The following is a 21461-nucleotide window of genomic DNA, read 5'->3' as shown; positions in this document are numbered from 1 at the left end:
CGCGCCGGAGGCGGCCGGCGGTTACGCCTTCACCAGCAACTGCTTGGCGATCGCCCCGTGCAGGCGCCCGATCCCGCGCAGCAGATGCAAGGTCGCGAACAGCAGCAGCACGCCGCAGGCGAAGGCGATCGGCAGCTCCCATGCGCCCAGGGTCGTCGCCGGTTCCCAGTAACCGATCCAGCCGCCGGAGAGCGACCAGCCGTCGAAGGCGCCCAAGACGATCAGCAGCGGCGCGACCACCAGCCCCAGCGCGGTCGCCAGCAGCGTCACCGCGATGGTGAAGTAGGCGACGCCCAGCGGCAGCATCGCCAGCAGGTACAGCAGCGTGGACCAGGTGCGCGGGTCGGTGAACATCCCGCCGATCCGCGCCAGCACCGGCCGCTCGCGGTCGGCGTACAGCGGCCGTCGCGGCATCCGTTCGCCGAGCATCACCTCCACGACCCGGCCCTCGACCAAAGCCAGCAGCCGCACCGAACCCAGAAACAGGATCACGAACGGGATGCCGATGATGATCACCGACAACCCGAGCGACAGCGCGATCCCGGTCACCGTCCAGGTGAAATAGAAGATGCCGGTGGCCAGTGCCAGCAGCGAATAGAACAGCGCGCCGTAGGTGCGCGGGTCCGCGGCGACGCCGAAGAAGCGGCCGATGGCCGAGCTGCGCGGCGGCGGTGGCGGCGCGCGCAAGGCGGTCTGCACCTTGACCTCGGTGTCGCGGTAGATGTCGGCGACCTCGTCCGGCGCGCCGTAGCTGCCGGCGACCGCGGCGATGACTTCGGCCTCGGACTGCTCCGGATGCTCGGCCAGCTCCGAGCGCAGGTATTCCTCGGCGTCGTACAGCGCGTCCTGGACCAGGGCCGGATCGGCGCCGGCCAGCGCCGCGCGCAGGCGTGCCAGGTACTCGGGGATGGAGGTCGGCAACGGCGGATCGGGCATGGCGTTCATGCGGAAGGGCCCTGAGAGACGGAATCGAGGACGGAATCGACGGAATCGCGGGTGGCGCACCAGGCCCGGGTCCAGGCGTGAAGGACGTCCCGCCCGACGGCGGTGATGCGGTAGTAGCGGCGCGGCGGCCCGGCAACCGACGGCTCGACGAAGCTCTGCAGCAGGCCGGCCCCCTCCAGGTTGCGCAGCACCGGATACAGCGCGCTCTGCTTGCCGGCAAGCACGCCCTCGCCGACCGACTCCAGGCGCTTGGCGATCTGATAGCCGTACATCGGCTCGGCAGCGGCAGCCAGCACCCCCAGCAGCGCCAGCGACACGGTGCCGGCGCTGAGCTCCTTCTGGAACTTGCGCAGCTGCTGCCCGGCGACGTCGGGGTCGTCCGGGGCAGCGGCTGACGATGCGGGGGAAGCGGCCACGACGGGCTCCCGAACAGGTTGCAGGGATGCTATTGCTAACTTCGGTATAGCGAATGTGCCGCTAGTCATGCCCGCTTGGCATTCGATCGGCACGACCCACACCGGCTTTACGGTTTCATCGCCGCCGGTTGACGGCGGAGCGGCCAGGATGGCGCCGGCCGCTCCCCCCACGCGGCCGCGGAGAAAACAGATGCCACGCGGCGAGAAATCCAGCTACACCGACAAGCAGAAACGCCAGGCCCGGCACATCGAGCAGAGCGAAATGAAGGAAGGCCGTTCCAGGGAAGACGCCGAGCGCATCGCCTGGGCCACGGTCAACAAGCGCGACGGCGGCGGCAAGCAGTCCGGCTCCGGACGCAAATCGGGCAGCGACAAATCGCAGACCCGACACTGACGGCGATGGCGACAGTGGCGGCGCTGCGCCAGAATCGGTGCATCGCCGCCCAAGGAGTCGCCCGTGCCGAACCTGCGCCCGCTGTGGTCCGCCCTGCCGCTCGCGCTGGCAGCGATGGCGTTGTCGCCGAGCGCGGCGGCGACGCAGCAATCGCCCGAAGCCGCGACAGCCGTGCCGCAGCCCAGATCGGCGCAGGAGCTGCTCGATGCCTCCAGCCCGTCGGACTGGCGCACGCCGGACCCGGCCAACACGCTGTACATGGACCTGGCGGCCGGCCGCGTGGTGATCGAGCTGGCGCCCGGGTTCGCCCCCGCGCACGTGGCCAACATCCGCACGCTGGCGCGGGAACGCTACTGGGACGGGTTGAGCATCTACCGTTCGCAGGACAACTTCGTGGTCCAGTTCGGCGACCCGACCGAGGACGCCGCCGCGCGCAAGCCGATCGGCAGCGCCAGGCCGCAGTTGCCGGCCGAATTCACCCGCACCTCCGAGGGCCTCGCCTTCGACCGATTGCCCGACCGCGACGGCTGGGCGCCGGAAGTGGGCTTCGCCGACGGCTTCCCGGCCGCGCGCGACCCGGCTTCCGGCCAGGCCTGGCTGGCGCACTGCTACGGCACCCTGGGCGCCGGCCGCGACGTCGCCGCCGATTCCAGCAACGGTACCGAGCTGTACGTGGTCGACGGCCAGTCGCCGCGGCAGCTGGACCGCAACATCACCGTCGTCGGCCGCGTCGTGCAGGGCATGGAGCTGCTGAGCGTGATCCCGCGCGGACCGGCACCGATGGGCTTCTACGCGCACCCCGAGCAGCGCACGCCGATCCGATCGATCGCGCTGGCCGCCGACCTGCCCGAAGCGCAACGCACGCCGCTGCAGCTGCTGCGCACCGATACCGCGCTGTTCGCGCAACTGGTGGAGATGCGCCGCAACCGTCGCGACGACTGGTACAAGGTTCCGGCCGGCCACATCGACCTGTGCAACGTGCCGCTGCCGGTGCGTGCGCCGCCGCCGGCCGCCGCCGCGGAATGAACGCGCGCATCCGGGCGCGCAGCGCGCGGCAAGGCGCCGCGTCCGTCACGCCGCATTAGCTTGCGCCTGCCTAGGCTGCCCCGCATTCCACCGCGAGATGCCTCCATGCCGACCCTGCGCCTGCGCCTGACCGGGAGCGAAGATGATGTCCGCGCCGTGATCAATCTGCTGCAGAGCCTGGAGGGGATCGAGCACGTCGAGGAAGTCGCGGACATGATGGACCGCATGGACGACGCCGACTCCAGTTCCGCGGGTCTGAGCGACATCCGCGGGCCCGATGCGCACGAGCTCGAAGTCGAGGCGCCGAACGAAGCCACCGCACGCAAGGTGCGCGAGGCGGTCGAGGCGCTGGCGTTCGACCTCGACGCGCTGGTCGAGTTCGAGGAAGAGGAAGACTAGGCGCACGCCCCCCCACGCTGTTCGCTACGCGAGATTGGCGGTGCTGCGCCCTCTTGACGACATCCTGTCTTCAAGTTGGGGCGCAAGCCATCGATGGCTTGCGCTTGGAAAATCGGCTTCGGACGGAGTCGCCGCCCGGCGGGCCGGGGGTGCTGCGCCCTCCTGACGACCTCCTGTCTTTTAGTCTGGGCGCGGGTGATACCTGGCCTGACGTCGAGTCATGGCCTGGACTCGGGAAATCGGCTTCGGCTGGTTGTTCCCACGCACGCCGACTCACTTGCCCGGAAGCCGGTGGCCCGGCCTGTGCGGGACCGTCGGCGGCATGGATGCCGCCGAGGAGCCTACAGGGACGTATTCACGGCGTGTCCCGCACAGGCCGGGCCACCGGCTTCTTCCGCAGAATTTCCGCGCTTGAAAGTATGTTTTCACGGCGCACCCCGCACAGCCCAGGCCGCCGGCTTCCCTGCAGAGGGTTCCGCGCTGGCCCATCCGGGGCTCTGCACCTGCACGGCCTTCCCGGGATCATTCCGGATGATCACGAGAGACCACAACTCGCCGCGCGCCATGCGCTCGGCACCCGGGCGCGCGGCTACAGGCTGGCGCCGTCGACCTGCTTTACCTGCAGCGTCGCCAGGTCCACGTCCGGCAGGCAGCGCACGTTGACCGCGACCATCGGCGCGCCGGTCTTGGGGTGGACCGCTTCGCTGAACGGCGCGATGCCGCAGGTCGGGCAGAAATGGTGCGCGATCCTTTCGGTATTGAAGCGATAGGTGCCGCAGTCGCCTTCCTGCGAGGTCAGCGTCAGCGCCGCGCGCGGAAAGAACGCCAGCAGCGCGCCACGGCGCCGGCACAGCGAACAGTTGCAGTCGATCGCCTCGTGGATCTCGCCTTCCAGGGTGAAGGCGATCCTGCCGCAATGGCAGCTGCCGGCGTGGGTCATGGCGCGGCTCCGGGCCGATGGGACCGGGAACCTTAACCCGTCGCGGCACGCCGCGCATCCGCCGGGAGTGGGATTGCCGCCGCGGCAGGGGCGTTGCACGCTGCAAGCTTCGTGTCTCCGGGGAATGGCCGATGTTGCACCTGCGAATCCTTCTGGCCTGGGCGCTGACCGCCGGGTCGCCGCTGGCTGCGCTGGCCGCCGCGCCGGCCGCGCCTGCCGCTTGCGCGCCGATCCCGTTGGCCGGTGGCAATGCCGCCGCCGTCGCCACCCCCAGCGCAGCCGATGCCTGGGGCGGGCCGCGCCGCGGCAACGAGGCCACGCTGTCCGACCGCGTGGTCCGCTACTCGATCGACGCCACCCTGGACCCGGTCAAGCACACCGTGACCGGCAAGCAGCAGCTGACCTGGCGCAACCGCAGCGCGCAGCCGGTCTGCAGCGTCTACCTGCACCTGTACCTCAATGCGTTCGAGGGCCCGGGCAGCACCTTCATGACCGAGCTGCGCGAGGGCAATGACAAGTTCCGCAGCGGCGTGGACGTCAAGGACGGCGACTGGGGCTACATGCAGTTGCGCAAGGTGGCGCAGGGCGGCGCGCCGGTGCAGTGGCGTTTCGTGCAACCCGACGGCGGCCCGAAGACCGACCGCACCGTGGTGCGGCTGGACCTGCCGCAGCCGGTCGCACCCGGCGCCAGCACCACCCTGGACATCGACTTCTTCGACCAGCTGCCGCGGGTGATCGCGCGCACCGGTTACTTCGGCAGCTTCCACCTGGTCGCGCAATGGTTCCCGAAGGTCGGCGTGCTCGAACTGCCTGGCGAGCGCGGCGCTACCGCACCGCGCTGGAACGCGCACGAGTTCCATGCGCACAGCGAGTTCTACGCCGACTTCGGCGAATACGACGTGCGCATCACCGTGCCCAAGGGCTACACCGTCGGCGCCACCGGCGAACAGACCGGCGCCCCGGTCGAAAAGGACGGCAAGGTCACCCACCGCTTCGTCCAGGGCGACGTGCACGACTTCGCCTGGACCGCCGACAAGCGCTATGCCAGGCCGCTGGTGGGCCACTACAACGGCGCCGGCAGCCCGCAGGTGACGGTGCGCGTGCTGTACACGCCCGAGTACGCGCACAACGCCCAACCGGCGCTGGATGCGACGCTGCAATCGCTGGAGTTCTTCTCGCGCACGCTCGGCCCGTATCCGTACCGCACCGTGACCGTGGTGATTCCGCCGCACAACGCGGGCGAAGCCGGCGGCATGGAATACCCGACCTTCTTCACCGCCTCCAGCTTCGCCAAGGTCGACCCGGGCACCCTGACCCGCGACCTGCTCGACTTCGTCACCATCCACGAGTTCGGCCACGGCTATTTCTACGGCATCCTCGCCTCCAACGAATTCGAGGAGCCGATGCTCGACGAGGGTCTGAACGAGTACTGGGACCAGCGCATGCTGCGCGCCGCCGGACGCGACATCCACCTCGGCACGCCGTTGATGAAGACGCTCGGGATCGACCTGCGGCTGCCGGTGTTCGACTACGAACGGCTCGGCGCGATGACCGAGCACCCGGCCGACCCGCTTGGCCAGAACTCCTGGAAACGGATGTCCGGCGGCAGCTACGGCACCGTGTACTCGCGCACCGCCACCGCGATGCGCGACCTGGAAGCCGCGGTCGGCACGCCGGCGCTGGAGCGCGCGTTCAAGCTGTACTACGCGCGCTGGAAGTTCCGCCACCCCAGCATCGCCGACCTGCGCCAGGCGCTGATCGAGGGCACCGGCCAGCGCGCGACGGTGGAGCGGATCTTCGCGCAGCAGGTCTACGGCGTGCAGCCGGTCGACGACCGCATTGCCGCCTTCAGCAGCAACGAGGTGCTGCCGCAGCCGGGTTACGTGCAATACCGGGGCCGGCGCATCGAACTGACCTCGGCCGCGATCGACAAGGCCATCGCCGACAAGCGCGCGGCGTGGAAAAAGGCGCACCCCGAAGCCAAGCCCGGCGAGGGGCCGTTCCCGTACCGCACCAGCGTGCTGGTGCGCCGCGCCGGCGCCGACGTGCCGCAGACCGTGACCGTGACCTTCGCCGACGGCAGCCGCGCGACCGCGCATTTTTCCGGCACGCGGCCATGGCAGCGCTTCACCTGGACCAAGCACGGCAAGGCGGTCTCGGTGCAGCTGGATCCGCAGCACAAGGTGTACCTGGACGCCAGCAAGTTCGACGACGCCCGCACGCTCGAAAACGACGGCTCCGTCGCGCAGCGCCTGACCGGCCAGTTCGCTTCCGCGCTGCAGACCCTCTTCTCCTTCCTGGTGAGCCTATGAACCGCATGCCTCGTCGCGGCGGCATGACCGTCGCCCTCGCCGCCTTGAAGGCCGCGCTGCAGTGGCGGCTGCTGCTGTTGTGGCTCCTCGCCACGCTGTTGCCGACCCTGCTGGTGGCCACGCCGCTGTGGGTCACGCTGCAGGCGCAGTTCGGCCACGCGCCGGACGCGGCAGCCATCGCCGCCGGCCGCAACCTGCCGCTGCTGATCCAGGGCCTGATGCAGGTCGGCGAACACCTGGGCTGGCTCGGCGCCGGCCTGGGCGCGGCCACGGTACTGACGCTGCTGCTGTCGCCGTGGCTGAGCGGGATGGTGGTGGCCTCGCTGCGCGCCGGACGCCGGCTGGGTCTGGGCGAACTCGTCCACGGCGGGCTGAGCGAATACGGGCGGCTGCTGCGGATGCTGCTGTGGTCCGTGATTCCGCTCGGGATCGCGGCGGCGATCGGCGGCGGCGCGATCGGCGCGCTGGGCAAGAGCGCCGAACAGGCGATCCTGGCCTCGGACGCCGACCGCGCCTCGCGCATCGGCCTGGCCGTCGCGGCGCTCGTGTTCGTGCTCGCGCACGCCACCGTGGAAGCCGGGCGCGGCTGGCTCGGCGCCGACCGCAACCGGCATTCGGCGGTGGTGGCCTGGTGGCACGGGGTGAAACTGCTGCTGCAGCGGCCGCTGGCCACGCTGCTGGTGTACCTGGTCGCCAGCCTCGTCGGCTACGGCCTGGCGCTCTTGTTCGCGTGGCTGCGGGTGCGCGCGGACGGCGTCGGCCCGGGCGCGTTCGCGCTGTCGTTCCTGCTTGCGCAGGCGATCGTGGCGATGCTGGCCTGGGGCCGGATCGCGCGCCTGTACGGCATGGCCGGGCTGGCGGCGGAACGGATGGCGCAGCCGCTGCCGGCAGCGAAGCCGGACGCCTCGCCCGCGCACGCACCGCTGCCGGTCTGAGCGCGCGCAACGCGGCTGGCAGGCGGTGCGGTCGGCGCCGCCGGCACGCTGGCGGCCCCCCGGGCTCCTGCGGCGTGCCGCCTGCGCCGCGGCAGCGCCTGTGACCGGGTTCACGATACAGTCCCTTTGTCGCGCTATTCTGGCGTCGAACGGGGGGCCCCGCATGCAGACGAAATTCAACCCGGGATCGCAGGCCCAAAGCGAAGTCTTCCTGGCCGAGTTGCTTGCCGCCAGGACCCCGCTGGCGATCCTCCAGGCACTGGCGCGGGCGCTGCCCGACGCACCGCAGGCGCAGGCGCTGTGGTCGTCGAGTTGGCCGCAATCGATCTGCAGCGATCCCCCGGGAGTTTCCGGTCCCGAGATCGCGCGCGCGGTGCGCGAGGTCTCGGCGCGGCGCGCCGGCGCGCATCCGGATCCCCGCTACTCGCTGCTGTGCGACGACCCCGACGGCGGCGTCGCCCTGCTGCATCTGGAATCGCCATGGACCACGGCGCCGCAGCTGCGGCGGCTGTGCGCGGCGGCCGGCGCGCGCATGGCGGAGGTGCTGACCCGCGAGCGCCTGCATTCCACGATCGCGCAACTGGAAAACGCCGAACACCTGCAACGGGCGCTGTTCGCGATCGGCGACCTGGCCGCCTCCGACCTGGACATGCCGGAGATGCTGCGCGGGCTGCACCGGATCGTGTCCGGGCTGATGTATGCGGAGAACTTCTACATCGCGCTGTACGACCCCGCCGGCGACAGCCTGCGGTTCGCCTATTACGCCGACACCGTCGACCAGACCGGGCCGGATCCGGACCAGAGCGTTCCGCTGGCGCAACTCGAACGCTGCCTGACCTGGTACCTGATCCGCGACGGCCAGCCGCTGATGGGCACCACCGCGCAATTGCGCGAGCAGGTCTCCGGCCCGCTGACGGTGCTGGGCACCGACAGCAGCGACTGGCTGGGCGTGCCGATGCAGCGCGACGGCCGCGTGTACGGCGTGCTGGTAGTGCAAAGCTACCTGGAAGGCAGCAAGTACACGCATGCCGACATGAGCCTGCTGGCGTTCGTGGCCGAACACGTGCTCACCGCGCTGGAACGCCGCGGCGCGCGCGAGGAGCTGGAGCGCCGGGTCGAGGAGCGCACCTGCCAGCTGGCGCAGGCCAACCGCGAACTCAGCCGCGAGGTGGCCGAACGCGAGCGCGGCGAGCGCCTGCAGGCCGCGCTCTACCAGATCGCCGCGCTCGCCGGCAGCGCGGAAAGCAGCGACGACTTCTACGCCCGCGTCCACGCCATCGTCGGCGAGCTGATCGATGCACAGAACATCTACATCGCGCTGCTGTCCGACGACGGCGCGACGATCGAATTCGCCTACGCGGCCGACCGTTACCAGCAGGACTGGAGCAGCCGGCCGTTCGGTCGCGGACTCACCGAATACGTGCTGCGCACGCGGCAGCCGCTGATCGTCGATCGCGCCCAGGTCGACGCGCTGGTGGAACAGGGGCACGTGGATCCCGGCTATGTCGCCTCGCCGACCAAATCGTGGCTGGGCGCGCCGCTGCTGGTCGACGGCAAGGCGATCGGCGTGGTCGCGGTGCGCGCCTACGAGGACAACGCCGATTACGATACGCACGACGCCGAGCTGCTGACCTTCGTCTCCCACCAGATCGCCAGCACCCTGCAGCGGCGCCGCGCCGCCGAGGCGCTGCAGCAGGCCAACCTGCAACTGGAGGAGCGCGTGCAGCAGCGCACCCGCGAGCTGCGCGAGCAGATCGCCCAGCGCGAACTGGCCGAAGCCCAGCTCAAGCACCAGGTGATGCACGATCCGCTGACCGGACTGCCCAACCGCGTCTACCTGCGCGACCGCATCGAACGCGCGCTGTCGCAGTTGCGGCGCGAGCCGGGCCGCAGCTTCGCGCTGCTGTACATCGACGTCGACCGCTTCAAGCAGATCAACGACAGCCTCGGCCATCTGGTGGGCGACGACGTGCTGAAGGAAGTCGCGCACCGGCTCGGGCACGCCGTGCGCGAGCCGGACGTGGTCGCGCGGCTGTCCGGCGACGAGTTCGCGATCCTGCTCGAGCGCGTGGACCTGCCAAAAACCGCCTCCAGGGTCGCCCAGCGGGTCATCGCCGCGCTGCAGCGGCCGATGGAGGTGGCCGGACAGGAGGTGGAGACCAGCGCCAGCATCGGCGTCACCGTCTGCGACGGCAATTACGTGTCCACCGACGAGGTGCTGCGCGACGCCGACATCGCCCTGTATCGCGCCAAGGAACAGGGACGCAACTGCTTCGTGATGTTCGACGAGCAGCTGCACCACGCCACCATGCACGTGCTGGCGCTGGAGCGGGAACTGCGCGAAGGCCTGCGCCACGACCAGTTCATGCCGTGGTTCCAGCCGCTGGTGCGGCTGCAGGATGCCGCCGTGGTCGGCTACGAGGCGCTGCTGCGCTGGCAGCACCCGCAACGGGGCGTGCTGGCACCCGCCGATTTCCTGCAGGTGGCCGAGGACAGCGGCCAGCTCGAGGCGATCGACTGGCGCATCTTCCAGCTCGCCTGCGAAGCGGGGCGGACGCTGCTGGACGACGGCCAGTTCGTCACCCTCAACGTTTCGCCCGGGCTGATCCGGCGCGAGGATTTCGACAGCCGGCTGCTGCGCGTGGCCGCGGCGGCCGGGCTGGCGCCCGAGCGGCTGCGCATCGAGATCACCGAGAGCACGCTGATCGGCGACCCGGAGGCCGCCGTGCGGGTCCTGCAGCGGCTGCGCGCGGCCTGCGTGGAATCGGCGCTGGACGATTTCGGCACCAGCCACGCCTCGCTCGCGTCCCTGCACAGCCTGCCGTTGCGGATGATCAAGATCGACCGCTCCTACATCGCCGCGCTCGGCGACGCGGCCGCGCGCGGGCACGCCGTGGTCGGAGCGATGATCGCCCTTGCCCGCTCGCTGGACATCGAGGTGCTGGCCGAAGGCATCGAGACCCAGGCCCAACACGACGCCCTGCTGGCGATGGGTTGCCACTACGGCCAGGGCTTCCTGTACGACCATGCGCAACCGCTGGCGCACTGGACCGTGCGCGCCTGAGCGCGGAGGGATCGCCATGGCCGCGACCGCCGGCACCCACGACACCATCGGCCACCGCCACTGTCGCGCGCCCCGCGACGCACGTAGCCGGCCATGAGCGATCCGGTCGCGCGGCCGGCGGCCGCGGGCGACGACATCCGCGTCGGCATCGGCGGCTGGACCTATGCGCCGTGGCGCGACAACTTCTATCCCAAGGGCCTGGTGCAGCGGCGCGAGCTGGAATACGCCAGCCGCCACGTCAGCGCGATCGAGATCAACGGCACCTGGTACGGCACGCAGAAACCGGCGACCTACGCCCGATGGCGCGACGAAACGCCGGAGGGTTTCGTGTTCTCGGCCAAGGCGCCGCGACGGATCATGCAGTCGCGGGTGCTCGCCAGGGCCGGTCCGCAGATCGAGGATTTCCTCGGCGGCATCGTCGAACTCGGCCCCAAGCTGGGGCCGCTGGTGTGGCAGTTCGACGCCGGCCAGCGCATCGACCGCGACGATTTCGCCGCATTCCTGGCATTGCTGCCGGGCAGCGTCGGCGGGTACGCGTTGCGCCACGTGCTCGACGTGCGCGACCGGCAGTTCGTCGACGCCGCCTACCTCGCCCTCGCCCGCCGATACGGCATGGCGACGGTCTTCACCGATTCCCCGGAGTACCCGTCCTTCGCCGATGTCACCACGGATTTCGTCTACGCGCGGCTGATGCGCACGCGCGCCGGCATCGCCAGCGGCTACCCGCCGCCGGAACTGCAGCGCTGGGCGCAACGCGCGCGGCTGTGGGCCGTCGGCGAGGAGCCGGCCGACCTGCCGCGGATCGAGCCGGCCAGCGCGGTGGCCGCCGGGCCACGCAGCGTGTTCGTCTACTTCATCAGCGCCGCCAAGGAGCGCAACCCGGCCGCGGCGATGGCATTGCTGGGGTTGCTGGGAGAGCGCTGAAGCGGCCCGAGGCCGCCCTCCCGGCGAAAGTGCCGGCGGCGGCCGCGCCCCTCATCGGCGCTGCCGCTTGCGCCCCGGCGGCTTGCGCAGCGCCGCCTCCCACGCCAGCTGCGCCCACGGCCGCAGCGCCAGCGGCGAGTCCAGCGCCGCATCGGGCAGCGACCAGTAGCTCATGGCGACCGGCCGCCCGTGTCCGCGGTAGACGAACGGCGCGCCGCCGGCGGCCGCGAAGCGCGGCGCGCTCAGGGCATCGGCCTTCAGGTACAGCGCGCCGTCGATGACGATGCCGACGATCCGCTCCTCGCCGCCGACCGCGGCGTAGATGCCGTGGCCGCCGAACATCGCCCGCGCGCGGACCGGCGCGAACGCCGAGAACAACTCGTGCAGATAGTCGAGGAAATCGTCGCCCATGGCCCACCGCGGTCGCCGGCCCACTCTACAATGTCGCGATGCCGATGACCGACACCCGCAAGGCGTTCTGGCAGATCCACGTCTGCGTGCTGCTGTGGGGCTTCACCGCGATCTTCGGCAAGCTGATCACGCTGCCGGCGCTGCCGCTGGTGTGGTGGCGGATGCTGCTGGTGGTCGCCGCGCTGGCCTGCGTGCCGCGGGTGTGGCGCGGGCTGCGGGCGCTGTCGCCGCGGCTGCGCTGGGCCTACGCCGGCATCGGCGTGCTGGTGGCGCTGCACTGGCTGACCTTCTACGGCGCGATCAAGCTGGCCAACGCCTCGGTCGGCGCCACCTGCATGGCGCTGGCGACGGTGTTCACCGCGCTGCTGGAACCCAAAATCGCCGGCCGCCGGTTTTCCAGGCGCGAACTCGCGCTCGGCCTGGCGGTGCTGCCGGGCGTGGCGCTGGTGGTCGGCGGGGTGCCGCACGGCATGCGCCTGGGGATCGCGGTGGGTACCGTGTCGGCGCTGTTCGTCGCCGTGTTCGGCTCGCTCAACAAGCGCCTGGTCGAGCATGCCGATCCGCTGACCATGACCGCGCTGGAACTGGGCGCCGGCACCGCGGCACTGACCCTGCTGGCGCCGCTGCTGCCGCTGCTGCTGGCGCCGCTGGCGGCGGAGGCCTTCGCCGGCGAGCTGCTGGTGCTGCCCGGCGCGCGCGACGCGCTGTACCTGCTGGCCCTGGCGCTGGCCTGCACGCTGCTGCCGTTCGTGCTGTCGCTGGTGGCGTTGCGGCACATGAGCGCGTTCGCCGCGCAGCTGGCGGTCAACCTGGAGCCGGTGTACGCGATCGTGCTGGCGATCCTGCTGCTGGGCGAGCAGCGCGAGCTGACGCCGCAGTTCTATGTCGGCGTGGCCATCATCCTCGGCGCGGTGCTGGCGCATCCGCTGCTGGCGCCGCCGCGACGGCTGCAGCACCCGGAGATGCTCGGCACCGCCGAGGCCAAGGGCACGGCCGAGTAGCTCCCCGCGCGGCGTTTCGTGGCAGGCTAGATCCCCCGCCGCCACCGGCCCGCGCATGTATCTCCGGCACTACGGCCTCGCCGAGCCGCCGTTCTCGATCACCCCGGATCCGCGCTTCGTGTTCCTCAGCGAGCGCCACCGGGAGGCGCTGGCGCACCTGCTGTTCGGCATCGACACCGGCGGCGGCGGCGGCTTCGTGCAGCTGACCGGCGAGGTCGGCACCGGCAAGACCACGCTGTGCCGGCTGCTGCTGGAACAGTTGCCGGAAAACACCCGCGTCGCGCTGGTGCTGAATCCGCGGCAGACTCCTGTCGAGCTGCTGCAAACCGTCTGCGAAGAACTGCATCTGGAACTGCGCGGCGGCGACGGCCGCGATCCGCGCGGCAGCATCAAGGCCCTGGTCGATACGCTCAACGCCTATCTGCTCGAGGCCTATGCGCAGGGCCTGCGCGTGGTGCTGATCATCGACGAGGCGCAGGACCTGTCGATTGCGGCGCTGGAGCAGGTGCGGCTGCTGACCAACCTGGAGACCGCCACCCAGAAGCTGCTGCAGGTCGTCCTGCTCGGCCAGCCCGAGCTGCGCACGCTGCTGGCGCGCCCGGAACTGCGCCAGCTGGCGCAACGCATCACCGCGCGCTACCACCTCACGCCGCTGGACGCAGCCGAGAGCGAACGCTACCTGCGCCACCGTTACGGCGTCGCCGGCGGCGGGACGCTGCCGTTCGACAAGGCCGCGATCGCGCGCCTGCATGCGCACTCCGGCGGCGTGCCGCGGCTGCTCAACGCGATCGCCGAGCGCAGCCTGCTGGCCGGCTACGCCCGCGACGAACGCCATCCCGGCGCGCGCCTGGTCGACCTCGCCGCCGCGGAGGTGCTGCCGCCGCGGCGCCGTCGCCATCGTGTGGCCGTCGCGGTCCACGCGCTGCTGGCGGTCGCGGTGGTCGCGCTGCTGTTCGCCGCGTTCGGCCTGGGCCGCTCGCCACCAACCACTACACAGATCGCAATGCCACCGGCTCCGGCGCGGGCCGCGACGCCGCCGGCCCCGGCCATCGCGGCGACGCCGGTCTCGGCGACCGCAACCGCCCGCGCACCCGTCGCCACGGTCGCCGATGCCGAGGCTTTCGCGCAGCATGCGACCCGCGCCGCGGCGACGCCGCTGGCCCCGTGGCAGGCGCTGCTGGCGCTGTGGCAATTGCCGGCCGGGGCTGCCGACGCCGCCCGCGCCGCGCGCTGCGCCCCGCAGCTGGCGCCGGGCGTGCACTGCCTGCGCGCACGCGCCGACCTGGATGCGCTGGTCGCCATCGGCCGCCCGGTGCTGCTGCGCCTGCCCACGCGCGCGGGGCCGGCGTGGGGATTGCTGCTCGGCGGCGACGCGCTGCGCGTGCGGCTGCAGCTGGGCCAGGTGCAGGTCGACGTCCCGCGGGTCGCCTTGCAACGGGCCTGGACCGGGGACTATGCCGCGCTGTGGCGCGCGCCACCGGACCTGCCCGTGCCGCTCGCATCCGACGACGCCGCGGCCACGGCCTGGCTGCGCCATCGGCTCGCCGATCCGGCCGCCGCGCCCGCCGACGCAACCGCTGCCGGTCTCGATGTCGCGGTACGCCGCTTCCAGGCCGCGCACGGCCTCGCCGCCGATGGCGTGATCGGCCCGCAAACCCTGTTCGCGCTGACCGCGGCCGCACCCGGCCCGCACCTGCAGCCGGCGCTGGACTGAGCCATGTCGCTGATCCTGGAAGCGCTGCGCAAATCCGAAGCCGAGCGCCGTCGCGGCCAGGCGCCGGATCTGCGCGTCGAGTTGCCGCCGGCGCCGGCCACACCGGCGACGCCTGCACCGGCCTGGCGGCGGACCGCGGCGGTGCTGGCACTGCTGCTGGCGGCCGCGTGGTTCGCGCGCGGCTGGTGGCCGGCACCGTCGCACCCCGCAGCGCCTGCGCCCCTGTCGGCGACGGTTCCGGCGCCGACCCGCGATGTGCCCCCGTCCGCGCGCGCCACGGTTGCTGCGGCAATCCCGCCGCCGGCAGCGGCCATGTCCGGCACGTCGCCCACCTCAGCGGTGCCGGCGGCGGCCGTAGTCGCTGGCGTCGCCCCGTCCACATCCACATCCACATCCACATCCACATCCACATCCACATCCACGCCCACGCCCACGCCCACACCCACACCCGCAGTCGCGACGACCGCAGACCTGCCCAGTGCGCCGGCGCCCACGGCCCTGTCACCCGTGCCCGCATCGCCGCCCGCATTGCCGCCTGCGCAGCCGGCCCCGGCCGCGGCCATCGACGCCCCGCTGTCGTTGTCCGCCCTGTCGGTGGAAGAGCGCCGGGCGTTGCCGCCGCTGAAACTCAGCATGCACCTGTGGAATCCGGATCCGGCACGACGCTTCGTGATCCTCGACGGCCAGCGCGCGGGCGAAGGCGACCGCATCGGCGACGCAGTCGTCGTCGCGATCGCCCGCGACGGCGTGCTGCTGGACTGGAACGGCCGCCGCTTGCGCCTGCCGCTGCCCTGAGCGCCAAGGCGCGTGCCGGCTTTTCCACCCGGGACAGCGCGCCGTCCTGCGCGGGCCAGCACCGCGATGCCGCACCCGCACATTACAGCCCGCGCCCGTCGCACTATGCTGCCGGCGACCGCTGCGAACGGTCGCATCCGACTCTATGGGGAGACAGACTCGATGAACCAGAACACGCAATCCGATCTCGGCAAGCTGATCCTGCGCCTGACCCTGGGCGCACTGGTGCTGCTGCACGGCATCGCCAAGCTGAAGGGCGGCGTGTCGGGGATCGAAGGCATGGTCGCCGCCTACGGCCTGCCGTCGGTCCTCGCCTACGGCGTGCTGGTCGGCGAGGTGCTGGCGCCGCTGCTGCTGATCGCCGGTTTCTATGCCCGCGTCGGCGCGCTGCTGATCGCGGTCAACATGCTGTTCGCGCTGGCGCTGGCGCACATGGGTCAGCTGGGCCTGCTCAACGAACAGGGCGGCTGGGCGCTGGAATTGCAGGGCATGTTCCTGGGCACCGCACTGGCGCTCGCCCTGCTCGGCCCGGGCCGCTACGGCATCAACGGCCGCTGAGGCGACATCGGCGGTGCGACGCAGCAGCCTGCTGCGTCGCACCGCGCGCAACCAAGCGGCAGGCACTGGGCCTGCCCCCATTCAGGCCGGACGCCGCGGGTTGCCCCGGCACGCGCTGGAACCTCGCGCCCGTGCCCGCGGTCTCATGGCACGACAGGTTGCCGGGGACTGTTTCCCCCAGCGTGGCCGCCATGAATGGTCGTCGTTCGCTCGTTGCCGTGTCGCGGTCCTCGCGCCGCAGCTTCCTGGTGGCCTCGGTATGGGCCGCGGCCGGGCTGGCCTTGGGTTGCGGCCGCCGCGCCGCCGCCGGTAGCGACGTCGCGCCGGGACCGGTCACGATCATCGAGTTCTCCGACGCCGGCGAACGCCTGCGGACGCGGACCGTGCCCAGGCTGGTGCGGAGCGACGCGGCTTGGCGTGCGCAGCTCTCGACGCTGGCCTACCGCGTCACCCGCGACCACGGCACCGAACGCGCCTTCAGCGGTGCGCTGCTGGCCGAGCACCGCCCCGGCGTGTTCCGCTGCATCGGCTGCGATACCGCGCTGTTCGACGCGGCGAGCAAGTACGAGTCCGGCACCGGCTGGCCGAGCTTCCGGCAACCGATCGCGCGCGAGAACGTGGTGCAGACGCGCGACCGCAGCCTGGGCATGCTGCGTACCGCGGTGTCCTGCGCGCGCTGCGACGCGCATCTGGGCCATGTGTTCGACGACGGGCCGCCGCCGACGGGCCTGCGTTACTGCATCAATTCCGTGGCGTTGCGGTTCGCGCCTGCGCCCGCGCGTGCGGCCCGCCCGGGAGCCGCCGCATGAACGCCCTGCGCCAGCGTCTGTCCGCGCTCGTCGCGCTCGTCGCGCTCGCCGGCTGCGACTTCGCCGGCGCCGGCAACCCGCCAGTGGCGCTGCCCGCCCCCGCGCGCGACCTGCCGCGCGAGGCGGCCGCGGGCCCGCAGGTCGCGGTGTTCGCCGGCGGTTGTTTCTGGGGCGTGGAAGCGGTGTTCGAGCACGTCCGCGGCGTCCGCGACGTGGTCTCCGGCTATGCCGGCGGCGACGCGGCCAGCGCGCATTACCGCACGGTCGCCACCGGCCGCACCGGCCATGCCGAAGCGGTCCGGGTGGTGTACGACCCGGGCCAGATCAGCTACGGCCAGCTGCTGCAGGTGTTCTTCTCGGTCGCGCACGATCCCACCCAGCGCGACCGCCAGACGCCCGACGTCGGCCCGCAATACCGCTCGCAGATCTTCACCACCAGCGCGGAGCAGCGCCGGGTCGCCGAGGCCTACATCGCGCAGCTGACCGCGGCGCGGGCGTTCGCGCAGCCGATCGCCACCCGGGTCGAGCCGCTGACCCGGTTCTACCCGGCCGAGGCCCACCACCAGGACTATCTGCGCCGGCACCCCGACGCGCCCTACATCGTCCGCTACGACGCGCCCAAGCTCGTGCACCTGCAGCAGCTGCTGCCGGCGCTGTATCGTGGCGATTGAGGCGCAGCGCCGGGCGATCGTCGCCGCGGTCGGGAGCGCCGTCGGGAACCGCGCATGCGCCGCATCGACTTCGTGCTCGACCGCGATCATGTCGAGCTCAACCAGTTGCTGAAACTCGTCGGCCTGGCCGACAGCGGCGGCGCCGGCAAGGCGCTGGTCGCCAGCGGCGCGGTGCGCGTGGACGGAGCGGTGGAGCTGCGCAAGACCTGCAAGCTGCGCGCCGGCCAGGTGGTGCGCCTGGGCGATACCGAAATCCGCGTTGCGGCGCCCTAGCGCAGCAACAGCCGCACCCCTCACCCGTCCTGCGGACACCCTCTCCCCGCAAGCGGGGAGAGGGCCGCTGCGCCGAGCGCCGCTGCGACCATCCCCCTCTTCGACGAGAGAGGGCCGCTGCGCCGAGCGCCACTGCGACCATCCCCTCTTCGACGCGAGAGGGCCGCTGCGCCGGGCGCGCTGCGACCATTCCCCTCTTCGACGAGGAAGAGCCGCTGCGCCGAGCGCGCTGCCGCCCCCCTCGCCCCGCTTGCGGGGAGAGGGACCGCTGCGCGGCGCGCAGCAGGGTGAGGGGTGCGGCGGTTAGGCCATCCGACCTTTCGCGCAATAATGCCGACACGTCAGGATCCGCGCGGACATGCGCGGGTCCGAGGGGGGACCACGGATGACGCTGCTGACCACGACCTTGCTGCTGGTGGCGCTGGCCCTGGGCACCTGGGCGCTGCTGGTGTTCAACACGCTGGTGCGGCTGCGCAACCAGGTGCGCACCGCCTGGGCCGACATCGACGTGCAGCTGCAACGCCGCCACGACCTGGTGCCGCAACTGGTCGCCGCCGTCCGCGCCTACGCCGGCCACGAGTCCGCGCTGCTGGAAGCGGTGACCGCACTGCGCGCGCAGGCGCTGACCCAGGCCGCGCCGGCGCAACTGGGGGAACTGGAGAACGCGCTGCAACTGGGACTCGGCCGCCTGTTCGCGCTGCAGGAGGCCTATCCCGCGCTCAAGGCCAGCGACAACTTCCTGCAGCTGCAGCGCGACCTGGTCGCGGTGGAAGAACAGCTGCAATACGCGCGCCGCTTCTACAACGGCGCGGTGCGCGACTACAACGACGCCACCCAGCGTTTCCCCGACGCCCTGATCGCGCGCGGCTGCGGTTTCGCCGGCGCGGAATTCTTCCAGGCCGGCGCGGGCGAACGCAGGCCCGTGAAGGTGGAGCTGTCGCGATGAAATCCCTGTCGATGAAGTCGCTGCTGGCGCTGCTGTGGCCGCTGGCACTGCTGCTGCCGGTAGCGATCCACGCGCAGGAGCGCATCCTCGCCTACGACAGCGCAATCGCGGTGCAGGCCGACGGCAGCCTCGAGGTCACCGAGCGCATCACCGTGCGCGCCGAGGGCGACCGGATCCGCCGCGGCATCTACCGCGATTTCCCGACCCGCTACCGCGACCGCTACGGCAACCGCGTGGTGGTCGACTTCGAAATGCTCGATGTCGCCCGCGACGGCCGCCCGGAGCCCTGGTTCACCGAGCGCAAGGCCAACGGCGTGCGCATCAACACCGGCAACGACGCGCTGCTGCCGGTGCCGGCCGACTACACCTACACCCTGCGCTACCGCACCACGCGCCAGCTCGGCTTCTTCGCCGACCACGACGAGCTGTACTGGAACGCGATCGGTACCGGCTGGGCATTCCCGATCGAGCGCGGCACCGTGCAGCTGCGCCTGCCGCAACCGGTACCGATCGCCGCCCTGCGCGCCGGCGGGTTCACCGGCGCCCAGGGCGCCACCGGGCAAGCGTTCATGGCCAGCTTGCCGGCACCGGGCAGCGCGCGCTGGCAGCTCACGCAGCCGCTGGCGCCCGGCGAGGGCTTCACCATCGTGCTGTCGTTCCCCAAGGGCCTGGTGCCCGCGCCCACGCGGACGCAGCGCGTGCGGTGGTTCTTCCGCGACAACCGCGGCGCGCTGCTGGCATTGCTCGGCCTGCTGGTCCTGTCGGGCTATTGCCTGCGGCGCTGGCGCCAGCTCGGGCGCGACCCGCGTCCCGGCATCATCATCGCCCGCTACGAGCCGCCGGCGGGACATTCGCCGGCCGGCCTGCGCTACCTGCGGCGCATGGGCTACGACACGCGCTGCTTCTCCTCCGACCTGCTCGCCCTGGCCGTGGCCGGCGAGGTGCGCATCCAGCGCCAGGACAAGCTGCTCAAGGACGCCTGGACGCTGCAACGCCAGGCGCCCGCCACGGCGCACGCGACCGGCCCGCAACGCGCACTGCTGGACAGGCTGTTCCGCGGCGGCGGCGACGAGCTCGCGCTGGCCAGCCGCAACGCCACGACCCTGCAGGCGGCGCAAGCGGCGCACACCGCGGCCCTGAAGGCGCAGTACCAGCCGTCGCTGTTCCGCAGCAACGGCCGCAGCGTCGTCGCCGCGGCGGCGATCGACGCGGTCGCCACCGCGCTGGCGCTGCTGGCCAGCGGCGGCGCCGGGCTGCCGGCGATCCTTGCCTGCACGCTGCTGATGACCGCGGTCGTGATCGCGTTCGCGCGGCTGGTGAAGGCGCCGACGCCGGCCGGGCGCGCACTGCTGGACCAGATCGAAGGCCTGAAGCTCTACCTGGGCGTGGCCGAACGCGACGAACTCGCGCGCCTGCCCGGCCCCGAGGCGGCGCCGCCGCTGGACGCCGAGCGCTACCAGCGGCTGCTGCCCTACGCCGTCGCGCTGGAAGTCGAGGAGGCGTGGACGCGGCAGTTCACGCTCGCCGTCGGCGCGGCCGCGGCGGCGGCGAGCACGGCGGCGATGACCTGGTACAGCGGCGGCCGCGGCGGCGACCTCGGCAGTTTCGCCAGCGCCATCGGCAGCAGCCTGAGCTCGCAGATCGCCGCCTCGTCGAGTCCGCCGGGCAGTTCCTCCGGCAGCGGCGGCTCCTCCGGCGGTGGCGGCGGCGGCGGGGGTGGCGGCGGGCGTTGACGCGGCGGGTGCGGGAGCGCGCGTGTCGCACGCAGCGTGCGAGCCGACACTGCGTCGTCGTGACACGCGCGCGGGCGCGCCGGCTCAGTCGTATTCCGACAGCGGGCTCTCGCCGGGGCAACGGCGGTCGGGGAAGCCGTAGCGCTGGCGCAACTCCACGCCGCAATCGCTCATCGTCTGCACCTCGTCGCCGGGCGCGGCGCACTTGCGCTCGAACGCGCGCACGAAGGCTTCCTTGCGATGCACGAAGTCGGCGCCGCACTTGCGCGCCAGACCGATCCGGTCGAGGTCGGCCTGCGCCGGGTTGCCGCCGGACAGGCCGTATTGCTGCAGCTCGTCCGCGCTCAGCAGGCGCAGGTCGCGGCTGGGCACGGTCATCATCATGTCGGCGATCGCCACGTCGACGCCGTTGCGGCCGAGGTAGTCCTTGATCTGGTCGTGCACCGCGCGCAGTTCCTGGTCCAGCTGCGCGCGCGTGGTCGCGTCCGAATGCAGGCGGATGATGCGGTGGATGCCGACCTGCCCGGAGATCAGCCGGTTGTCGCCCGCGGCGAGGATGAACACGCAGGCGCTGTGGCAGGTGTCGCCTTCGCGCACCCAGATGGTCCAGTGCGAATCGGCGATGGTATCGCCGGCGCGGATGCCGTCCTCCACCTGGCCGCCGGTGGAATCGATGTCGAGGATGCGCTTGTCCAGGTCCATGCGGTCGGCCATCGCCACCACGCGCTGCACCAGGTCGGTGAAGTCGGCCGCGATCTTGCCGCGGTAGCGCAGGCGTACCACGCCGCTTTCGCGGCAGCCGGACATCGCGTCGAGCACGGCGAAGAATTCCAGGTTGACCAGCGGCATGCCGTCGCCGGCGGTGGCGTAGTCGGTGTCGCAGCTGATCGAGGCCTCGCCGGAGGTCAACGCCGCCGGCGGCCACTTGGTGCCCTTGAGCACGTCGGCGGTCAGCGGCGGGGTGACGACCACGGGCGTGCTGATCGCGCCGCCGTTGTCGGCGCTGGTCGCGGAGTTCTGCGTCGGCGCGGGGGCAACCGGCGGCGCCGGCCCGTTGCAGGCTGCCAGCAGCAGGCACAGGGCGGCGATTGACCAGGCTTGGGGCATGCTTCGCATCGATGAACGCAGATGCCGGCCGCGTGCGCCGGAGCGGCGTGCGGGACGGTCGATGCCTAGTCTAGGCGCTGGCGCCGGC

General features: G+C 71.9%; 20 protein-coding genes and 1 pseudogene. 16 read left to right on the top strand and 5 right to left on the bottom strand.

All coding sequences use genetic code 11. The features are described 5' to 3' along the window. Positions 1–21: 21 nt before the first annotated feature. Together D0Y53_RS10790 and D0Y53_RS10785 are read right to left on the bottom strand one after the other, a co-directional pair. Positions 22–945, bottom strand: coding sequence for a sensor domain-containing protein (locus tag D0Y53_RS10790; protein WP_117203333.1), 924 nt, complete (start codon positions 943–945; stop codon positions 22–24). After that, complete coding sequence (locus tag D0Y53_RS10785; RefSeq protein ID WP_233511761.1) at positions 942–1298, bottom strand: PadR family transcriptional regulator; 357 nt, start codon at positions 1296–1298, stop codon at positions 942–944. Before D0Y53_RS10785 ends, D0Y53_RS10790 begins: the two co-directional genes overlap by 4 nt. A 253-nt stretch (positions 1299–1551) precedes the next feature. Here D0Y53_RS10785 and D0Y53_RS10780 point away from each other — a divergent pair, with 253 nt between their 5' ends. The 3 genes from D0Y53_RS10780 to D0Y53_RS10770 all read left to right on the top strand — a co-directional run bounded on the left by D0Y53_RS10780 (position 1552) and on the right by D0Y53_RS10770 (position 3180). Further along, the gene (locus D0Y53_RS10780; RefSeq protein ID WP_117203331.1) at positions 1552–1755 is read left to right on the top strand and encodes a hypothetical protein; all 204 of its coding nucleotides are present in this window, start codon (positions 1552–1554) and stop codon (positions 1753–1755) included. Between the two features lie 114 nt (positions 1756–1869). Beyond that, positions 1870–2781, top strand: coding sequence for a peptidylprolyl isomerase (locus D0Y53_RS10775; RefSeq protein ID WP_199492050.1), 912 nt, complete (start codon positions 1870–1872; stop codon positions 2779–2781). 105 nt (positions 2782–2886) lie between these two features. After that, the gene (locus D0Y53_RS10770) at positions 2887–3180 is read left to right on the top strand and encodes a hypothetical protein (protein WP_117203330.1); all 294 of its coding nucleotides are present in this window, start codon (positions 2887–2889) and stop codon (positions 3178–3180) included. Between the two features lie 589 nt (positions 3181–3769). Here the strand turns inward: D0Y53_RS10770 and D0Y53_RS10765 are convergent. Beyond that, the gene (locus tag D0Y53_RS10765; RefSeq protein WP_117203329.1) at positions 3770–4120 is read right to left on the bottom strand and encodes a GFA family protein; all 351 of its coding nucleotides are present in this window, start codon (positions 4118–4120) and stop codon (positions 3770–3772) included. A 131-nt stretch (positions 4121–4251) separates the two neighbouring features. Here D0Y53_RS10765 and D0Y53_RS10760 point away from each other — a divergent pair, with 131 nt between their 5' ends. From D0Y53_RS10760 to D0Y53_RS10745, 4 genes are all read left to right on the top strand, one after another. After that, positions 4252–6432: a M1 family metallopeptidase gene (locus tag D0Y53_RS10760; protein ID WP_117203328.1), complete on the top strand. Its 2181-nt coding sequence runs from the start codon at positions 4252–4254 to the stop codon at positions 6430–6432. Between the two features lie 5 nt (positions 6433–6437). Then, positions 6438–7367: a hypothetical protein gene (locus D0Y53_RS10755; RefSeq protein WP_233511758.1), complete on the top strand. Its 930-nt coding sequence runs from the start codon at positions 6438–6440 to the stop codon at positions 7365–7367. Between the two features lie 163 nt (positions 7368–7530). Beyond that, positions 7531–10431: a bifunctional diguanylate cyclase/phosphodiesterase gene (locus D0Y53_RS10750; protein ID WP_117203326.1), complete on the top strand. Its 2901-nt coding sequence runs from the start codon at positions 7531–7533 to the stop codon at positions 10429–10431. Positions 10432–10524: 93 nt separating this feature from the next. Next, complete coding sequence (locus tag D0Y53_RS10745; protein WP_117203325.1) at positions 10525–11355, top strand: DUF72 domain-containing protein; 831 nt, start codon at positions 10525–10527, stop codon at positions 11353–11355. A 51-nt stretch (positions 11356–11406) separates the two neighbouring features. Here D0Y53_RS10745 and D0Y53_RS10740 read toward each other — a convergent pair whose 3' ends face one another. After that, positions 11407–11766 carry a TfoX/Sxy family protein gene (locus D0Y53_RS10740; protein ID WP_117203324.1) on the bottom strand — a complete coding sequence of 120 codons (360 nt, stop codon included), beginning with the start codon at positions 11764–11766 and terminating at the stop codon, positions 11407–11409. A 38-nt stretch (positions 11767–11804) separates the two neighbouring features. On the opposite strand from D0Y53_RS10740, the gene D0Y53_RS10735 reads away from it, so the two are divergent. The 9 genes from D0Y53_RS10735 (at position 11805) to D0Y53_RS10695 (ending at position 20266) form a co-directional block, all read left to right on the top strand. Then, entirely contained in the window at positions 11805–12767 is a 963-nt protein-coding gene (locus D0Y53_RS10735; protein WP_117203323.1) for a DMT family transporter, read from the top strand. Between the two features lie 55 nt (positions 12768–12822). Beyond that, complete coding sequence (locus D0Y53_RS10730; protein WP_158550646.1) at positions 12823–14481, top strand: ExeA family protein; 1659 nt, start codon at positions 12823–12825, stop codon at positions 14479–14481. A 3-nt stretch (positions 14482–14484) separates the two neighbouring features. Continuing rightward, the gene (locus D0Y53_RS12735) at positions 14485–15276 is read left to right on the top strand and encodes a general secretion pathway protein GspB (protein WP_147319061.1); all 792 of its coding nucleotides are present in this window, start codon (positions 14485–14487) and stop codon (positions 15274–15276) included. Positions 15277–15438: 162 nt separating this feature from the next. Continuing rightward, entirely contained in the window at positions 15439–15834 is a 396-nt protein-coding gene (locus D0Y53_RS10720; RefSeq protein WP_117203320.1) for a DoxX family protein, read from the top strand. Between the two features lie 191 nt (positions 15835–16025). Beyond that, positions 16026–16643 carry a peptide-methionine (R)-S-oxide reductase MsrB gene (gene msrB, locus D0Y53_RS10715; RefSeq protein WP_117203319.1) on the top strand — a complete coding sequence of 206 codons (618 nt, stop codon included), beginning with the start codon at positions 16026–16028 and terminating at the stop codon, positions 16641–16643. Then, positions 16640–17314, top strand: a complete 675-nt coding sequence (gene msrA, locus D0Y53_RS10710) for a peptide-methionine (S)-S-oxide reductase MsrA (protein WP_117203318.1) — start codon at positions 16640–16642, stop codon at positions 17312–17314. The genes msrB and msrA overlap by 4 nt, the downstream gene beginning before the upstream one ends. Before the next feature lie 54 nt (positions 17315–17368). After that, positions 17369–17587 (top strand): RNA-binding S4 domain-containing protein, encoded by a 219-nt coding sequence (locus D0Y53_RS10705; protein WP_117203317.1) that lies wholly within the window; start codon positions 17369–17371, stop codon positions 17585–17587. Positions 17588–17972: 385 nt separating this feature from the next. Further along, entirely contained in the window at positions 17973–18533 is a 561-nt protein-coding gene (locus tag D0Y53_RS10700; protein WP_117203316.1) for a LemA family protein, read from the top strand. Continuing rightward, on the top strand, positions 18530–20266 hold the full coding sequence (locus D0Y53_RS10695; protein ID WP_117203315.1) for a DUF2207 domain-containing protein: 1737 nt from the start codon (positions 18530–18532) through the stop codon (positions 20264–20266). Before D0Y53_RS10700 ends, D0Y53_RS10695 begins: the two co-directional genes overlap by 4 nt. Here D0Y53_RS10695 and D0Y53_RS10690 read toward each other — a convergent pair. Beyond that, positions 20207–21373: pseudogene (locus tag D0Y53_RS10690) on the bottom strand (COG3904 family protein); the annotation flags it as partial. The gene D0Y53_RS10695 and the pseudogene D0Y53_RS10690 overlap by 60 nt on opposite strands. Positions 21374–21461: the final 88 nt, after the last annotated feature.

It is taken from the genome of Cognatiluteimonas weifangensis (assembly GCF_003416885.1).
Classification (GTDB): Bacteria; Pseudomonadota; Gammaproteobacteria; order Xanthomonadales; family Xanthomonadaceae; genus Cognatiluteimonas; species Cognatiluteimonas weifangensis.
This window is presented reverse-complemented; position numbering and strand designations above follow the sequence as displayed.

Bases quoted from the DNA above. Each gene is read 5' to 3' on its own strand.
- D0Y53_RS10695 (WP_117203315.1), top strand. From the start codon at position 18,530: ATGAAATCCCTGTCGATGAAGTCGCTGCTGGCGCTGCTGTGGCCGCTG.
- D0Y53_RS10765 (WP_117203329.1), bottom strand. From the start codon at position 4,120: ATGACCCACGCCGGCAGCTGCCATTGCGGCAGGATCGCCTTCACCCTG.
- msrA (WP_117203318.1), top strand. From the start codon at position 16,640: ATGAACGCCCTGCGCCAGCGTCTGTCCGCGCTCGTCGCGCTCGTCGCG.
- D0Y53_RS10705 (WP_117203317.1), top strand. From the start codon at position 17,369: ATGCGCCGCATCGACTTCGTGCTCGACCGCGATCATGTCGAGCTCAAC.
- D0Y53_RS10790 (WP_117203333.1), bottom strand. From the start codon at position 945: ATGAACGCCATGCCCGATCCGCCGTTGCCGACCTCCATCCCCGAGTAC.
- D0Y53_RS10770 (WP_117203330.1), top strand. From the start codon at position 2,887: ATGCCGACCCTGCGCCTGCGCCTGACCGGGAGCGAAGATGATGTCCGC.
- D0Y53_RS10720 (WP_117203320.1), top strand. From the start codon at position 15,439: ATGAACCAGAACACGCAATCCGATCTCGGCAAGCTGATCCTGCGCCTG.
- D0Y53_RS10755 (WP_233511758.1), top strand. From the start codon at position 6,438: ATGCCTCGTCGCGGCGGCATGACCGTCGCCCTCGCCGCCTTGAAGGCC.
- D0Y53_RS10780 (WP_117203331.1), top strand. From the start codon at position 1,552: ATGCCACGCGGCGAGAAATCCAGCTACACCGACAAGCAGAAACGCCAG.
- D0Y53_RS10740 (WP_117203324.1), bottom strand. From the start codon at position 11,766: ATGGGCGACGATTTCCTCGACTATCTGCACGAGTTGTTCTCGGCGTTC.
- D0Y53_RS10760 (WP_117203328.1), top strand. From the start codon at position 4,252: ATGTTGCACCTGCGAATCCTTCTGGCCTGGGCGCTGACCGCCGGGTCG.
- D0Y53_RS10745 (WP_117203325.1), top strand. From the start codon at position 10,525: ATGAGCGATCCGGTCGCGCGGCCGGCGGCCGCGGGCGACGACATCCGC.
- D0Y53_RS10735 (WP_117203323.1), top strand. From the start codon at position 11,805: ATGCCGATGACCGACACCCGCAAGGCGTTCTGGCAGATCCACGTCTGC.
- D0Y53_RS10700 (WP_117203316.1), top strand. From the start codon at position 17,973: ATGACGCTGCTGACCACGACCTTGCTGCTGGTGGCGCTGGCCCTGGGC.
- D0Y53_RS10730 (WP_158550646.1), top strand. From the start codon at position 12,823: ATGTATCTCCGGCACTACGGCCTCGCCGAGCCGCCGTTCTCGATCACC.
- D0Y53_RS10775 (WP_199492050.1), top strand. From the start codon at position 1,870: ATGGCGTTGTCGCCGAGCGCGGCGGCGACGCAGCAATCGCCCGAAGCC.
- D0Y53_RS12735 (WP_147319061.1), top strand. From the start codon at position 14,485: ATGTCGCTGATCCTGGAAGCGCTGCGCAAATCCGAAGCCGAGCGCCGT.
- D0Y53_RS10750 (WP_117203326.1), top strand. From the start codon at position 7,531: ATGCAGACGAAATTCAACCCGGGATCGCAGGCCCAAAGCGAAGTCTTC.
- msrB (WP_117203319.1), top strand. From the start codon at position 16,026: ATGAATGGTCGTCGTTCGCTCGTTGCCGTGTCGCGGTCCTCGCGCCGC.